This window comes from Streptomyces sp. JH002, from assembly GCF_050916115.1.
Lineage (GTDB): Bacteria > Actinomycetota > Actinomycetes > Streptomycetales > Streptomycetaceae > Streptomyces > Streptomyces xiamenensis.
On record NZ_CP087989.1, the window covers coordinates 534,578 to 549,782 of the forward strand.

Consider the following 15,205-nt stretch of genomic DNA (forward strand, 5'->3'; position numbering starts at 1 on the left):
GTATCCACCCTTTGGCCATGGCCCGTACAGAAGTGCGATCGGTTTGTGACGGGGATGATCCACTTTCTCGGCCCGGGTGTGTCCATTACCCCCGCATTGCCCTGTCTTTACCGGACTCCACTAGGGTGCGATCACCGGGGGTATCGCTACACCCCTCAGGGTGAGAAAGACGAGGTGACCCCATGGGCCAGATCGGACCCACGCATCTGCTGGTCGTCGCTCTGGTGGTACTGGTCGTCTTCGGGTCGAAGCGGCTGCCGGACACGGCACGGGCGCTCGGCAAGTCGCTGCGGATCCTCAAGAGCGAGGCCGCCGCGCTGAAGACGGAGGAGCCTCAGCCCCACCAGCCGCAGCAGCAGTCGCAGCAGGCCCAGCCGGTCCAACAGCTCCAGCATCCGCAGCAGGCTCCGGAGCCCGTGCACCAGCCGCCCGTGAGTTCATGAAGTCTTCGTAACCCCGCGCCCCGCGTGCCGCCCGACGGTTCGCGGGGCGCGGTGCGTGTGCGGACCCTCCCCACGCCGGCCCGGGCTCTCCCCCGCCCGCCGGGACACCGCGCCGAACCGGGAGGCCCGGCGGCGTACATTGCGCCGGATGACGGGCGTGTGAAGCGCGTCCCGGGGCGGCACCGGGGTGTCTTGACCCCTTATCGGCCGCTGGCTACGTTCACCCCCATGCGGATCCCTGTTCGGTTCACCCGGCGGCGTGCCGTGGACCTGATGCGTGTCGCCACCGCGATCTGTCGCTGACGCCCCGGCACCGGCCTCTTCCCCCGTCCGGCTGTCGCCCGATCCGTCCGCGCACCGCGTCCCAGGACATCGCATGCCCGGCGCGCCCCCTGGACGAGCCCCGGGCGGACCACGGACCTCGGCGCCCCCGCGCCCGGGCGCAGGGGGCCGCCGCGCCCCGGACGGTGCACCGGCGGGTTCGGTCCGTTCGCCGGGCAGGTGGCGCCCCTCGCGTGCCGGCGCGGTCCGTTCCGCACCGCGTACCCGGCGGACGCCGGACTGCCGCCCCCGTCCCGTCCCCCTCCCGCCGTCGCCCAGCGACCGAAAGGTGTGCCGATGCCCTCCGCCCCGCTCTCCTCCCCCGTACCGCTGTCCGTGCTCGACCTGGTGCCGGTCTCCTCGGGCTCCACTCCCCGGCAGGCGCTGGAGCGGACCGTCGAGCTGGCACGGCGGGCGGAGGCGGCCGGGTACCACCGGTACTGGCTCGCCGAACACCATCTGGCGCGCGGGGTGGCGAGTTCGGCGCCCGCACTGGTGATCGGCCTGGTGGCGGGCGCCACCGGCCGCATCCGGGTGGGTTCGGCGGCGGTGCAGCTGGGCCATCACACGGCGCTGTCGGTGGTGGAGCAGTTCGGCACCCTGGACGCGCTGTACCCGGGCCGGATCGATCTGGGGCTCGGCCGCTCGGGGCACCGAGGGAGCCCCCGCGCCGGTACGGCGGGGGCAGCGGTGCCGGAACGGGCCGGGGAAGCGCCGTCGGCTGCCCGGGAGGCGCGCTGGGTGGACGGCGTGCTGATCCCGGCCCCGTTCTCCCCGCGCGGGCTGCTGGAGTCACCGTACTTCGCCGTCCAGCAGGCGCTGTTGCAGCTGCCGGGGGCCGTCTCGCCCGCGTACCCGGAGCAGGTGGACGAGATCCGGGCGCTGCTGGCGGGCGACTACCGGTCCGCCGGGGGCGTCGAGGCGCACGCGGTGCCGGGCGAGGGTGCCGATCTCCAGCTGTGGGTGCTGGGGTCGAGCGGCGGGGAGAGCGCGCGGGTGGCGGGTGAGCGGGGGCTGCCGTTCGCGGCCAACTACCACGTGTCCCCCGGCACGATCCTGGAGACGGTCCAGGCCTACCGGGACGCGTTCCGGCCCTCGGCGGAGCTGACGCGGCCCCATGTCGTGGTCTCGGCCGATGTGGTGGTGGGCCCCGACGACGGTACGGCGCGGCGCCTGGCGTCGGGCTACGGGCTGTGGGTGCGCAGCATCCGTACGGGGCGGGGGGCGATCCCCTTCCCGTCACCGCGCGAAGCGGCGGGGCACCGGTGGACGGAAGCGGACCGGGCGCTGGTGGCGGACCGGGTGGACACCCAACTGGTGGGCTCGGCGCGGACGGTGGTGGAGGGGCTGCGGCGGCTGCGTGCGGTGACCGACGCCGACGAACTGCTGATCACCACGATCACCCATGACCACGCCGACCGGGTGCGCTCGTACGAACTGCTCGCGGACGCCTGGCGGCAGGGCGGCGCGGCCTGACAGGAGCGCCCCCGGCCTCGGTGGAACCGCGCGCGGTGCACAGGATGTTCGGGCAGGGTGCGGGTGTGCGCCGGGTGCCGGCCGGCCTGGATCCGCGGATCGCGTTCGGGGAGACGGTGGCACCGCCGGGTGGGGCCGGGCAGCGGGTGAAGGCGCGCCGGTCGTGACGTTGCGCCCGTCCCCGGCGCCCGGGGACGGGCGAGCCGATCGTGGCTCAGGCGCGGGTCAGCGGTGCGGCCCGGGTGAGCGCCAGGGAGAACTGGTCCAGCACCTGGTGCAGCGGCTCCGCGGTGGCCGGCTCGATGGTGACCGTGCCGTCCGCCTCGGGGGTGATGTGCCGGTCGAGCACGAACCAGCCCTGCGTGATGTGCGCGGCCCCCATCGAGGAGAGCACCGGGCGCAGCGCGTAGTCGATGGCCAGGACGTGGGCGGTGGTGCCGCCGGTGGCCAGCGGCAGCACGGTCTTGCCGGTGAGCGCGTACTGCGGGAGCAGGTCCAGCAGGGATTTGAGCAGCCCCGAGTAGGCGGCCTTGTAGACGGGGGTGCCGATGACGACGCCGTCGGCGTCCCGCAGCAGGTCGTTGACCCGCTGGATCGCGGGGTGGGTGGGATCGGCTCCGGTGAGGGCCTGGGGCGGCAGGGCGCGGGCGTCCAGCGCGATGACGTCATGTCCCTGGAGGGCGAGCTTGGTGTCCAGGTGGCGCAGCAGGCGGACGGTGCGGGAGGTGGGTGAGGGGCTGCCGGAGATGGACAGGACGGTGGCCATGGCGGGGTTTCCCTCTCAGGAGGCGGGGGCGAAGGGGGTCTCGGCGCGGGCCGGGTCCGCGCCGGCGGCGGCGTCGGGGTGGCGCCACAGGCCGCGTCGGGCCAGCAGCGGCAGCACGCCCTCGCCGAACCAGTACGCCTCCTCCAGGTGGGGGTAGCCGGAGAGGACGAACTCGTCGATGCCCAGGCGGTGGTACTCCTCGATGCGGTCGGCGACCTCGGTGTGGCTGCCGACCAGCGCGGTGCCGGCGCCCCCGCGCACCAGGCCGATACCGGCCCACAGATTGGGGTGGATCTCCAGGCTGTCGCGGCGCCCGCCGTGCAGGTCCAGCATCCGCCGCTGGCCCTCGGACTCGCTGCGGCCCAGGCCCTCCTGGACGGCGCGCACGGTGTCCGGGTCGAAGCCGTCCAGCAGTCGGGCGGCCTCGGACCAGGCGGCCTCCGCGGTGTCGCGGGTGATGACGTGCAGCCGGATGCCGAAGCGCGGGGTGCGGCCGTGGGCGGCGGCCCGGGTGCGGACGGCGGCGATCTTCTCGGCGACCTGGGCGGGGGGTTCGCCCCAGGTGAGGTAGACGTCCACCTGGCGGGCGGCGATCTCCAGGGCCAGAGGTGAGGAGCCGCCGAAGTACACCTCGGGCACCGGGTCAGGGCCCTGGGTCAGCCGGGCCTGTTGGACCCGCAGCTGGTCGCCGGTGTGGTCGACGGTGTCGCCCTGCCACAGGCGGCGGACGATGGTGAGGAACTCGCCGGTGCGCGCGTAGCGGGCGTCCTTGTCGAGGAAGTCCCCGTAGGCGCGCTGTTCGGCGCTCTCCCCGCCGGTGACGACGTTGAGCAGCAGCCGGCCACCGGTCTGCCGCTGGTAGGTGGCGGCCATCTGGGCGGCCAGGGTGGGCGAGAGGAAGCCGGGCCGGAAGGCGACCAGGAACTTCAGCCGTTCGGTGTGCTGGCTGACCATGGCGGTGGTGAGCCAGGCGTCCTCGCACCAGGCGCCGGTGGGGGTGAGCGCGCCGGCGAAGCCCAGGTGTTCGGCCGCCCGGGCGATCTGGCTGAGGTACGGGACGGAGGGTGCCCGTACGCCGCCCGCCGTGGTCACGGCGGTGCCGTGGCCGCCGCCGACGACGTGGCGGCTGTCGCCGCTGGTGGGCAGGAACCAGTGGAAGGTCAGGGGCACGGGGTTCTCCGATCGTGGCGCGGGTGCGGTGGTCACAGCAGGCCGTGGCCGGGCGGTGGGGTGACGTTCAGCCGGTGGCGCCCCGTTGCTGGATCTTCCGGCGCGCCGGGGCGTGCGGGGTGTGGGTGCGGGTGTCGCGCCAGGAGCGCAGTGGAGGGCGGGAGTTGAGCGCGGAGCGAGTGCCGGGGACCTCGAGCAGCGCGTCGGCGAGGGCGACGGCGCCGGCGTGGGCCTGGGCGGCGGCCGGCGCCTCGTCGTCGTCCTGGATGACATGGGCGTGGGCAGGGGTGGGCCCGGGCATGCGGGGCTCCTCGGGGAACGCGGAGGGAGGCCGCCGGGCGCACGCGGCGAAGCGTGGCGGGGCGACGGAGGAGAGGGAGAGGCTCGGGGGTGGATGCGGTGACGGGGGTGCGCGGACACCGCGCGGCCGTGCGTCAGTCGATCAGTGGTGGATCCGACAGATCGCGCCGGCGACGCGGGCGAAGTCCACGCAGCGGCGGCGGGTCAGGATCTGAACACCAGGCATACCAGGATGCAAGCATGTTCGATGCGACGACGTCAATGGGACAGGCGCCCGGCGGGACGGGCCCCGGCTGGCGGGGTGGCGTCAGCGGGCGGTGGCGGGGGCGTGTCCCGGTTTGCGGGCCTCGATCAGGAATCTGCTGCTGTGGGCGAGGAACGGGCCCTCGGCGAGGATCCGCTCGTGCAGGCGGCGCAGCGCGGGGCGGTGCGCCGCGACGGTGAATCCGGGCACGATCCAGATGACCTTGCGCAGGAACCAGACGACGGCGCCGATGTCGTGGAAGACCATGCGCAGCGAGGCGGTGCGCAGGTCCACCACGCGCAGCCCGGCGGCCTCGGCCGCCGCGCGGGCGGTGGCCGGCTCCCGGCCGTCCGGCCCCGGCTGCGGCCCCAGGAAGTGCTCGGTCAGCTCGGCGGCGCTGCGCGGGCCGACCTCCTGGGCCAGGAACGCGCCGCCGGGGCGCAGCAGCCGGGCGATCAGCGGCCAGTCGGTGCGCACCGGGTGCCGGGCGGTCACCAGGTCGAAGGAGCCGTCGGCGAACGGCAGCCGGCCGTCGGCCCGCGGGGTCACCACCCGTACCCCGCGCGGGCCGAGCCGGGCGGTGGCGAGGGCGACGTTGGGCGGCCAGGACTCGGTGACGGTCATCCGCGGGGGCAGGACGGGCGCCTCGTCGATGACCTCGCCGCCGCCGGTGTCCAGGTCCAGGGCCGTGTCCACGGTGGCGAGCCGGGCGGCCAGGAGCCGGGCGTATCCCCACGGGGGCCGTTCCTCCTGGGCCCGGCCGGCCAGCCAGGAGAAGTCCCAGCCGTCGACGGAGGCGGCCTCCGCCTCCGTCAGGAGGTCCTCGAAGTCCCGCGCGGTGCTCGCCATCCGTCCAGGCTGTCACCGGGTCGCGGCCCGCCGCCACCGGATATCGCCCGGCAGCCGCGGCCCGGTGCGGCGGCGCCGGGTCCGGACGCACCGGCGCACGGTCGGCGCGGGTGGTGGGATATCGGCCGCGGCTGCGCGAGGCTGCGGAGGCGAGCACGGCCGACCGAGGGCAGGAGCGAGATGCCGGGCACCGGAACCGATCAGAGCGTCGAGGCGCTGCCGCGCCGCAGGCGGATGCTGGTGCTGGCGATCTGCTGCATGTCGTTGCTGATCGTCAGTCTGGACATCACGGCGCTGAATGTGGCGCTGCCCTCGCTGGGGCGGGAGCTGAACGCCGATGTGTCGGGGCTGCAGTGGACGGTGGACGCGTACACCCTCGTGCTGGCCTCGTTCCTGATGCTGTCGGGGTCGATGGCGGACCGGCTGGGGCGGCGGCGGGTGTTCACCACGGGGCTGGTGATCTTCACGACGGGCTCGCTGCTGTGCGCGCTGGCGCCGGGGCTCGGCTGGCTGGTCGGTTTCCGGATGCTCCAGGCGCTGGGCGGCTCGATGCTCAACCCGGTGGCCATGTCGATCATCAGGAACACCTTCCACGACCCGAAGGAGTTGGCGCGGGCCATCGGGATGTGGGGCGGGGTGGTGGGGATCTCCATGGCGGCGGGGCCGATCGTCGGCGGCGCGCTGGTGCAGGCGTTCGACTGGCGGGCGGTGTTCTGGATCAACATCCCGGTGGGGATCACCGCACTCGTCCTCACTCGGCGTTTCGTCCCGGAGTCGCGGGCACCCCGGGCACGCCGGATCGATCCGGTGGGCCAGTCGCTGGTGATCCTGCTGCTGGGCTCGCTGACCTTCGGCATCATCGAGGGCGGGCGCGGGGAGTGGACCAGCGCGCCGATCGTCGGCTGCTTCCTGGTCGCCGCGCTCTCGCTGCCGGCGCTGGTGTGGTACGAGTCGCGGCGGTTCGAACCGCTGCTGGATCCGCGGTTCTTCCGCAGCGCACCGTTCAGCGGGGCCAGCGCGATCGCGGTGAGCGCGTTCGCCGCGCTGAGCGGTTTTCTGTTCCTGAACACGCTGTATCTCCAGGACCAGCGCCAGTTGTCGGCGCTGGAGGCGGGGACGTATCTGCTGCCCATGGCGGGGGTGACGCTGGTGCTGGCACCGGTCTCGGGGTGGCTGATCAACCGGGTCGGGGCCCGGCTGCCGCTGCTGCTGGCGGGGAGCGCGCTCACCGCCTCGGGACTGATGTTCGCGGGCTGGCAGGCGGAGAGCGACAACGCGCGGCTGTTCACGGCCTATGTGCTCTTCGGCATCGGTTTCGGTCTGGTGAACGCGCCGATCACCAACACGGCGGTGACCGGGATGCCGCGGGCCCAGGCGGGGGTCGCGGCGGGCATCGCCTCGACCAGCAGGCAGGTGGGTTCGGCGCTGGGGGTGGCGATGGTGGGGACGGCGCTGGCCGCCGGTTCGATGCGGACCGGGTGGTGGATCATCACCGTCTGCGCGGTGTTGGTGCTGGTCATCGGGCTGCTCACCAGCGGGCCGTGGGCGCAGGCTTCCGCCGAGCGGGCGGCCGAACGGCTGGCGGCCTCGGGGCAGCGTCCGGGAAACCACTGAGGCGACCCCTTTTGGGCAACTCCCCCGCCGGCCCGAAACATTGGGGTCATCATTTCAAGCTATTATCCATTTCCATCATGGCCACGCATCCGGCAATGAAGGGAGTACGGAGATAGCGCTTCGCATTTGGCTCAGCAGCGCGGGGACCGCCAGCACTCAGGTGATGCGCATGTTGCGCGAAAACCCCGACGCCGCCGCCGTACGGATCCACGGCACCAATATCAGCCCGACCGCGCCCGCACTCGCCGCCTGTGAGGTGAGCGAGGTCGAGCCCTATCGGGTCAACAATCACGTTTACGCCGAATTCGCCCTGGACTTCTGCCAACGGCACGGCATCGATGTCCTGATACCCCCGCGGCGACTCGACGCGCTGGCGGGACGGGCCGAGGACTTCGCGCGGATCGGTACCCGGCTGATGTGCTCACCGCCGTCCGCGGTGGACATCCTCACCAGCAAGAGCCGCACGTACGAGGCCGCCCGCGCGGCCGGCATCCCGGTGCCCGAGTGGCGGGTGGTACGCGACGCCGACCAGCTGCGGACGGCGGTGGAGGAGCTCGGCCGGGACGGCGAGACCCTGTGCATCAAACCGGCGGGTGAGTTCTCGGCCTTCGGATTCCGGATCTTCGACGACGCGCCCCTGCGGCTGCGCGATCTTCTGGAGGCGCCCCGGCCACTGGTTTCGGTGACCGCGGTGGCCGACGCGCTCAAAAGGGCGGCGGACGAAGAGGAGAAAGTCCCCTCATTCATCGTCATGCCCTATCTGGACGGACCCGAGGTGAGTGTCGACACCCTGTCGGCACCGGGTGGCCGGATGGTGACCGCCATTCCCCGGGCCAAGGACGGGCGTTACCGGATGCTGCTGGACGATCCGGAACCCGCCCGTATCGCCGGAGCGCTGGTGGAGCATTTCCGGCTCTCCTATCTCGCCAATGTGCAACTGCGCCGGCTGCGGGGCAGGCCGGTGCTGCTGGAGGCGAATCCCCGTCCCTCGGCCGGCATCTACCAGACGGCCTTCACCGGGGTGAATCTGCCCTGGGCCGCCGTCCAGCTGCTGCTGCACGGCCATCCGGGCGACCTGCCGGTTCCCCGGCTCGGCGGCCGGATCGCGGTCACCGAGACCGCGGCCGAGGTCGAAAGCCCCGCGGCCGTACCCGCCCGGCACTGATCGCGGCGATCGACCGTCAAGCTCGGCAGCGGGCTTGGCGGCCTTCTCAGGGGAATGACGGGCCGGAAACGGGTAGAGCAGAGATGTCATGCACATGACTCTCCCCCACATGGAGGCACACCGATGTCCTTCCGGTCCTTCCGCACCACGGCACGCGCCCTCGTCACCGGGCTGGTCTCCGCCCTCGTCCTGACCACGGGAGTGGCCACCGCAGCCCCCGCCGCCCCGGCGGAGGAACCCACCGCAGCCGCCCGCGTCCTCACCTATGACGCCAGCGGCTCGGCCGAGTTCGCCAGTGCCGTGACCGCGGGAGTCGCGGTATGGAACGAGAGCGTCGCCAACGTACGCCTCACCCCGGCCGCCGCCGGCCAGAGCGCCAACATCCGCATCATCGCCGACAACGGCTGGCCGCGCGCCCTGCGCACCAGCCTGGGCAACGGCATCGTCTACATGGGCCGCGAGGCCGTCGGCTACAACACCACCCGGATCGCCGCGCACGAACTCGGCCACATCCTGGGCCTGCCCGACATCAAGCCCGGCCCCTGCTCCAGCCTGATGTCCGGCTCCACCGCGGGCACCTCGTGCACCAACCCCTACCCGAACGCGGCGGAGAAGGCCGCCGTCGAGAACTACTTCGCCGGCAGCCTGGCCGCCACCGGGCAGCTGCCGGGACGTCAGCTGTTCACGGACTGATCCCCGGGCACCGGTGCGGTGGTCCCCCGCGGCGTGAAGCGCGCGGCGGGGGACCACCGCTCGCCCACCGGCCCTCCCTCGATCAGCTCCAGCACCGAGTCGGCCACCAGCGTCCCGAAGAGGTGCACGTCCACCGTCATGGTGGTGAACGGTGGCGAGGTGAGCCGGCACATCGCCGAGTCGTCCCAGGCCACCAGCGACAGTTCGGCGGGCACCGCGACGCCCGCCGCCCGGGCCGCGCCGAGCCCGGCGATCGCCATCACGTCGTTGTCGTAAAGGATCGCCGTCGGCCGTCGCGGGCCGCTCAGCAGGGCGGCGGTCAGCCGCTCCCCCGCCTGGGGCGAGTAGTCCCCCTCGACCAGCTGCGGCTCGATACCGGCCGCCGCGCACTCGGCGCGCATGGTGTCGCTGCGCACCCGGGTGTGCAGCAGACCAGCCGGCCCGGTCACCCGGGCGATCCGCCGGTGCCCGAGGGCCAGCAGCCGCTCCAGCGCCTCCCGCATCGCCCCCGCCGCGTCCGTGGACACGGCGGGGATGCCCGGCTCGTCCCGCAGCCCGCCGGCGATCACGGCCGGCATGCCCAGCTCGCGCAGCACGGCGGGGCGGCGGTCGGAGGTGGTGACGTTGACCAGCACGACCGCCGCCACCAAAGAACGCTCGGCCCAGCGCCGGTGGGTGGCGATCTCCTCGTCCTGGTGCTGCACGATGTGCAGCAGGAGGGAGTGGCCGCGCTCGGACAGCGTTTCCTCGATCCCAGCGATGAACTCCATGAAGAAGGGTTCGGTGCCGAGCAGTCGGGCCGGCCGGGCGAGCACCAGGCCGATGGCTTCATTCGTGCGCACTCAGCCCCGCACCGCCGCCCCGTGCAGGGAGTTGACCGAGGAGAGCACCTCGGGGCCGGTGAACAGGTCCGGGTCCACATCCGCCCCGGTGCGCACGGTGAAGGTGTGGCTCTCCCCCGCCAGCAGCGTCACCAGCTGATCGTCCACCTCGGCGTCCGGTGCCACCCGGTCGGCCAGCACGCTGACGTCCCGGGCGAAGGAGGCGGCCGTCACGGTCACCCGGTAGCCGCCGGGCACCGCGCTCGCGTCGGCGCTCAGCGCGGCCGGGTCGTAACCCAGGCCGGGATCGGGCCCGAAGGTGTGCACCGTGCGCACCTCGTCCGCCGTCGCCACCAGCACCTCCCGTTCCGCATCGACGGGCGCCGTCAGGGCGGCGTCCAGTTCCACGGTGGAGGCCGAACGTGCCGCCACCGACAGGGAGATCGTATCCGTGGCCAGGACCTCACCGCTGAACGAGCGCCGCTCCAGGCGCAGCCGCGCCCGCCACGGTTCGCCGGTGTCGTTGACGGCGACCAGCGCGGTGCCCCCGTCGCGGGGCTGCACGGTCAGCAGCCGCGGCGCGAAGGCGTGGCGCAGCGCGTACCACAGGGGCTTGCGGCGTTCCTCGGAGTCGACGGCGGCCCAGGAGACCACCGGCCAGCAGTCGTTGAGCTGCCACACCAGGGTTCCCGCGGTGCGCGGCCACCACGAGCGGAAGTGCTCGATGCCGAAGGCGACGGCGCGGGCCTGGTTGAGCTGGGTGGCCCAGTGCCAGTCGGGGAAGCGTTCGGGGTGCGGCAGATGGGGGGCCAGGCCGCGCTCCAGCTTGCCGTTGCCGTCCTCGGCCTTCTGGTGCAGCAGCAGCGCGGGGGAGATGGGGGTGAGCGGCTGCTCGTCGTGGATCCAGGTGGTGAGGGTGGGCCAGTTGGGCGGGCCCTGGAAGCCGAACTCGGAGCAGAAACGCGGGATGTGGTCACGGTAGGTGGTGTAGTCCTTGCGGTTCCACACCTCCCATTCGTGGCGGGTGCCGTGGTCGGCCTCGTTGGGGTGCACGAGGTCCACGTGGGCGTCTGGGGTGTACGGACTGCCGTCCGCGTACGGGCGGGTGGGATCGAGTTCGGCGAGCAGGGCGGGGAAGAGCTCGGTGTAGTACCGCAGTCCCCAGGTGCGGCCGGCCAGCCGTTCCTGCCAGCCCCAGTCGCGCCAGCCCCACAGGTTCTCGTTGCCGCCGTTCCACAGGACGAGGGAGGGGTGCGGGGCGAGGCGGGTGATGTTCTCCCTGGCCTCGGCCTCGAACTCGCTCCACAGCGGTTCTTCCTCGGGGTAGGCGGCGCAGGCGAGCAGGAAGTCCTGCCACACCAGGACGCCGGTCTCGTCGCAGATCTCGTAGAAGTCGTCGGTCTCGTAGATGCCGCCGCCCCACACCCGCAGCATGTTCATGTGGGCGTCCAGGGCCTGTTGGACGCGGCGCCGGAGGCGGGGGCGGTCGATGCGGGTGAGGAAGTGGTCGTCGGGGATCCAGTTGGCACCCTTGGCGAAGATCCGGGTGCCGTTGACCACGAAGGTGAAGGGGGTGCCGGTGGCGTCGGGGGCGGTGTCGAGGGCCAGGGTGCGGAAGCCGATCCGCTTGGCGTAAGCGTCGAGTGCGCCGCTGTCGGCGCCGGCCGGGGCGAGGGTGACGTCCAGGTCGTACAGCGGCTGGTCGCCGTAGCCGGCCGGCCACCACAGGGCGGGGTCCGGGACCTCCACGGTGACGGTGGCGGTGTCGGTGCCGGCCGGGACGACGGTACGCGCGTGGTGGCCGGCGACGGTGGCGGTGAGGACCAGGTCGCCGGCGGCCTCCAGGCCGGAGCGTTCGATGACGGCGTGCACCTCGGCACGGCCGGTGCCCTCCTCGGTGACGGTGATCAGCGGGCGCACCTGGGCCAGCCGGGCGGTGTGCCAGCGCTCCAGGCGGACCGGCTTCCAGATGCCGGCGGTCTGGAGGTCCGGGCCCCAGTCCCAGCCGAAGCTGCAGGCCATCTTCCGCACCATGTTGTAGGGGTGGAAGTTGGTGTGCGGGCGCGGGTCGAGCCGGCCGGCGATCTCCTGCGCGTACTCCAGGGCGGAGCGGAAGGTGACGGTGAGGGGCTGTGGTTCGCCGGTGGTGAGCAGGTCGCGGACGCCGAAGCGGTGGGTGCGGTGCATGTTGGCGGTCTCACCCAGGCGGTGGGCGCCGAGTTCGACGGTGGCGACGGTGTCCAGGCCCTCGAAGACGAGGTCGACCCGCTCGGTGGGGGCGGCGGGCTCGGCGTGCACGGTGGTGGTGTAGCGCCAGTGGGCGTGGTGGGCCCAGGCCAGTTCCTCCTCGGCGCGGTCGAGGTAGGGGTCGGGGATGAGTCCGGCGGCGAGCAGGTCGAGGTGGGCGCTGCCGGGCACCTGGGCGGGGACGGTGCGTCCGGCGATGGTCTCGGGTACGGGGCCGCCGGCCGCCGTGAGCTGCCAGCCGTCGTGCAGTGGGTGGCGGGACATCGGGTGCACCATGCGAACACTCCCCAGTGAGTGAGGTGGCCTGACCGGGCCCTTGATTGTTTCTCAGCCGAATTAAGTAAGTCAACAGGAGGAGAAGCAGCCCGCGGCGAGCGGGAAGCCGCCGCGGGCCGCCGTACGCCGGCTCAGCCGAAGTGCTGCCACTCGCCGGTGTGATGGTCGTACGCCCGGTGCAGATCCTCCGGATCGACCCGCCCCGGGTCGCCGCTCAGCGACCGGCCGCGCGCCTCCGGATCGGGGGCGGCCCCGGCCAGCAGCCGGGTGTAGGAGTGGCGCGGAGAGAGGATCACCTCGTCGGCCGGGCCGCGTTCGACGATCCTGCCCCGGTGCATGACCAGGATCTCGTCGCTGAAGTGCCGTGCGGTGGCCAGGTCGTGGGTGATGTAGAGCACCGCGAGCCGGTCCTCGCGCTGGAGCCGCGCCAGCAGATTCAGCACCCCGAGCCGGATGGAGACGTCCAGCATGGAGACCGGTTCGTCGGCGATGACCACCTGGGCGCCGGGGGCCAGCGCGCGGGCGATGGCCACCCGCTGGCGCTGACCGCCGGACAACTCGTGCGGCCGGCGCGGCGCGTACGCCGCGGCGGGGCGCAGATTGACCCGCTCCAGCAGGGCGTACGCCGCCTGTCTGGTCTGCGCCCGGCCCCGCGCGCGGCCGTGCAGCTTCAGCGGCCGGGCGAGGTGGTGCTCGATGGTGTGGAAGGGGTTCAGCGAGGCGAAGGGATCCTGGAAGACCATCTGCACGTGGTCGCGGTAGGCCCGCTCGGGCACCCGGACGCCGTCCGGCCCGGTGGCGGTGATCCGGCCGCCGGTGGGCCGCTCCAGACGGGCGATCAGCTTGGCCACGGTGGACTTGCCGGATCCGGAGGCGCCGACCAGGGCCACCGTACGGCCGGGGCGCAGGGTGAAGGAGACATGGTCGACGGCGCGCAGCGTCGAGTGCCGCAGCCCGGCCCTCACCGGATAGTCCTTGACCAGGTCCGCGACCTCGAGGGTGGTCATCGCGGCGCTCCTTCGGGGTCGGTGCCGCCGCCGCGCACGAAGGCGCCGCGCTCGGAGGTGAGGGAGGGGAAGGAATCCAGCAGCTGCCGGGTGTAGGGGTGGGCGGGGGCCTGGTACATCCGCCCGGCCGGGGCGTACTCGATGATCTCCCCGTCCCGCATCACGGCGATGTGGTCGCTCAGCTCCAGCAGCAGCGGCAGGTCGTGGGTGATGAAGACGACGGCGAAGCCGAGTTCGTCGCGCAGCCGGATGATCTCGCGCAGGATGCCGCGCTGGACGACCACGTCCAGCGCGGTGGTCGGCTCGTCCATGATCATCACCTGCGGGTCCAGCAGCATGGCCATGGCGATCATGACCCGCTGGCGCATTCCGCCGGAGAGTTCGTGCGGGAAGGAGTCCAGGCGGGCCGGGTCGACCCCGACCAGGGTGAGGACCTCGGCACAGCGCTCGCGGCGGGCGGCGGCCGTCATGCCGGGGCGGTGGGTGGTGAGGACGTCCTCCAACTGCTCGTGGACGGAGATCACCGGGTTGAGGGAGTTCATGGCGCCCTGGAAGACCATGGAGAGCTTGTCCCAGCGGAAGGCCCGCAGCTCCTCCTTCTCCAGGGCGAGCAGGTCGATGTCGGTGCCGGACCGGTCGTGGAAGACCACCGAGCCGGCCGAGACCTCGGCGGGCGGCCGGTGCAGGCGCCCCACGGCGTAGGCGAGGGTGGTCTTGCCGCAGCCCGACTCCCCCGCCAGGCCGAGGATTTCGCCGCGCCGCAGGGTGAGCGAGACGTTCCGTACGGCGTGCACGGGTTCGGCGGTGCGGTAGACGACGTCCAGGCCCCGGACGGTGAGCACGGCGTCGGGGTCGGCCGCGGAAGCGGCGGGGCCCGCGGCGGCGCGGTCGGCGACGCGGCCGGTGTCCCGGCCCGCGGCCTTGGGCAGGCGCAGCTTGGGGTTGATGATCTCGTCGATGCTGAAGTTGATGAGGGACAGGCCGCAGCCGAAGAGCGCGATGACCAGGCCGGGTGGCACGAACCACCACCAGGCCTCGTACTGGAGCGCGAACCCGTTCTGGGCGAAGTAGAGCATCGAGCCCAGGGTGTGGGTGTTGGGGGCGCCCAGGCCCAGGAAGGCCAGGCCCGCCTCGGCGAGGATCGCGGCGATGACCGCGAAGACGAACTGGGAGGCGATCAGCGGCAGCAGGTTGGGCAGGATCTCGACGGTGACGATCCGCCAGCGCCGCTCGCTGGCCACCCGGGCGGCCAGCACGTAGTCGCGGCCGCGCAGCGAGAGGGTCTGGGCGCGCAGCACCCGGGCGGCGGCGGCCCAGCCGGTGATCACCAGCACCACGGCCAGGGTCCACCAGCCGCGCTGTTCGCGCGGGACGAATCCGGCGATGACGATGACCAGCGGCAGCCCCGGGATGACCAGCATGACGTTGGAGAACAGCGAGAAGCCCTCGTCCACCACACCCCCCAGGTAGGCGCCGATGATGCCGAACAGCGCGGAGAGCACGGTGGCGCCGATGCCCACCGCCAGGCCGATCTGGAGCGAGCCGCGGGTGGCGTGGGCCAGCTGGGACAGGACGTCCTGGCCGGTCTGGGTGGTGCCCAGCCAGTGGTCGGCGCCGGGTGGGGTGCGCCCCATGTTGTCGATGGCGTCGGGATCGCCGAGCAGCAGCGGGCCGATGATGCCGAAGAGCCCGATGGCCCCGACCAGGCCGAGGCCGATGCCCAGCCGCGCGGACCAGCTGGGCAGCAGGGCACGCCAGCCGCTGCGGGCGGGGGTGGCCGCCGGTACCGGGGGGGTGGTGGTCGCCATGTCCG

Annotated in this window: 14 protein-coding genes; 6 read left to right on the forward strand and 8 right to left on the reverse strand. The window is 73.0% G+C overall.

Annotated elements, in window-relative coordinates; all coding sequences use genetic code 11:
* Positions 1 to 182: 182 nt before the first annotated feature.
* The 3 genes from tatA (at position 183) to H7827_RS02125 (ending at position 2,240) form a co-directional block, all read left to right on the forward strand.
* Positions 183 to 443 (forward strand): Sec-independent protein translocase subunit TatA, encoded by a 261-nt coding sequence (tatA, locus tag H7827_RS02115; RefSeq protein ID WP_432742184.1) that lies wholly within the window; start codon positions 183 to 185, stop codon positions 441 to 443.
* A gap of 228 nt (positions 444 to 671) precedes the next feature.
* Entirely contained in the window at positions 672 to 746 is a 75-nt protein-coding gene (locus tag H7827_RS02120; RefSeq protein ID WP_386538702.1) for a putative leader peptide, read from the forward strand.
* Between the two features lie 315 nt (positions 747 to 1,061).
* The gene (locus H7827_RS02125) at positions 1,062 to 2,240 is read left to right on the forward strand and encodes an LLM class flavin-dependent oxidoreductase (RefSeq protein WP_432742186.1); all 1,179 of its coding nucleotides are present in this window, start codon (positions 1,062 to 1,064) and stop codon (positions 2,238 to 2,240) included.
* A 214-nt stretch (positions 2,241 to 2,454) separates the two neighbouring features.
* Here H7827_RS02125 and ssuE read toward each other — a convergent pair whose 3' ends face one another.
* The 4 genes from ssuE to H7827_RS02145 all read right to left on the reverse strand — a co-directional run bounded on the left by ssuE (position 2,455) and on the right by H7827_RS02145 (position 5,569).
* Positions 2,455 to 3,006, reverse strand: a complete 552-nt coding sequence (gene ssuE, locus H7827_RS02130; RefSeq protein WP_386538680.1) for an NADPH-dependent FMN reductase — start codon at positions 3,004 to 3,006, stop codon at positions 2,455 to 2,457.
* A 15-nt stretch (positions 3,007 to 3,021) separates the two neighbouring features.
* Positions 3,022 to 4,176 carry an LLM class flavin-dependent oxidoreductase gene (locus tag H7827_RS02135; RefSeq protein WP_432742188.1) on the reverse strand — a complete coding sequence of 385 codons (1,155 nt, stop codon included), beginning with the start codon at positions 4,174 to 4,176 and terminating at the stop codon, positions 3,022 to 3,024.
* A 67-nt stretch (positions 4,177 to 4,243) separates the two neighbouring features.
* Complete coding sequence (locus tag H7827_RS02140) at positions 4,244 to 4,477, reverse strand: hypothetical protein (protein WP_432742190.1); 234 nt, start codon at positions 4,475 to 4,477, stop codon at positions 4,244 to 4,246.
* A gap of 306 nt (positions 4,478 to 4,783) precedes the next feature.
* Positions 4,784 to 5,569 (reverse strand): class I SAM-dependent methyltransferase, encoded by a 786-nt coding sequence (locus H7827_RS02145; protein WP_432742191.1) that lies wholly within the window; start codon positions 5,567 to 5,569, stop codon positions 4,784 to 4,786.
* A gap of 180 nt (positions 5,570 to 5,749) precedes the next feature.
* Here H7827_RS02145 and H7827_RS02150 point away from each other — a divergent pair, with 180 nt between their 5' ends.
* The 3 genes from H7827_RS02150 to H7827_RS02160 all read left to right on the forward strand — a co-directional run bounded on the left by H7827_RS02150 (position 5,750) and on the right by H7827_RS02160 (position 9,041).
* Positions 5,750 to 7,183: an MFS transporter gene (locus H7827_RS02150; RefSeq protein ID WP_432742193.1), complete on the forward strand. Its 1,434-nt coding sequence runs from the start codon at positions 5,750 to 5,752 to the stop codon at positions 7,181 to 7,183.
* Between the two features lie 40 nt (positions 7,184 to 7,223).
* Positions 7,224 to 8,348: an ATP-grasp domain-containing protein gene (locus H7827_RS02155; RefSeq protein ID WP_432742195.1), complete on the forward strand. Its 1,125-nt coding sequence runs from the start codon at positions 7,224 to 7,226 to the stop codon at positions 8,346 to 8,348.
* 123 nt (positions 8,349 to 8,471) lie between these two features.
* A complete protein-coding gene (locus tag H7827_RS02160) occupies positions 8,472 to 9,041 on the forward strand; it encodes a snapalysin family zinc-dependent metalloprotease (RefSeq protein ID WP_030731711.1) in 570 nt (189 codons plus the stop codon).
* Here the strand turns inward: H7827_RS02160 and H7827_RS02165 are convergent.
* The 4 genes from H7827_RS02165 to H7827_RS02180 all read right to left on the reverse strand — a co-directional run bounded on the left by H7827_RS02165 (position 9,023) and on the right by H7827_RS02180 (position 15,200).
* Complete coding sequence (locus H7827_RS02165; RefSeq protein WP_386538669.1) at positions 9,023 to 9,883, reverse strand: LacI family DNA-binding transcriptional regulator; 861 nt, start codon at positions 9,881 to 9,883, stop codon at positions 9,023 to 9,025. The genes H7827_RS02160 and H7827_RS02165 overlap by 19 nt on opposite strands.
* Positions 9,884 to 12,373: a glycoside hydrolase family 2 protein gene (locus H7827_RS02170; RefSeq protein ID WP_432742197.1), complete on the reverse strand. Its 2,490-nt coding sequence runs from the start codon at positions 12,371 to 12,373 to the stop codon at positions 9,884 to 9,886.
* Positions 12,374 to 12,516: 143 nt separating this feature from the next.
* The gene (locus tag H7827_RS02175; protein ID WP_386538665.1) at positions 12,517 to 13,392 is read right to left on the reverse strand and encodes an ABC transporter ATP-binding protein; all 876 of its coding nucleotides are present in this window, start codon (positions 13,390 to 13,392) and stop codon (positions 12,517 to 12,519) included.
* On the reverse strand, positions 13,389 to 15,200 hold the full coding sequence (locus tag H7827_RS02180) for a dipeptide/oligopeptide/nickel ABC transporter permease/ATP-binding protein (RefSeq protein ID WP_432742200.1): 1,812 nt from the start codon (positions 15,198 to 15,200) through the stop codon (positions 13,389 to 13,391). The genes H7827_RS02175 and H7827_RS02180 overlap by 4 nt, the downstream gene beginning before the upstream one ends.
* Between the last annotated feature and the right edge of the window lie 5 nt (positions 15,201 to 15,205).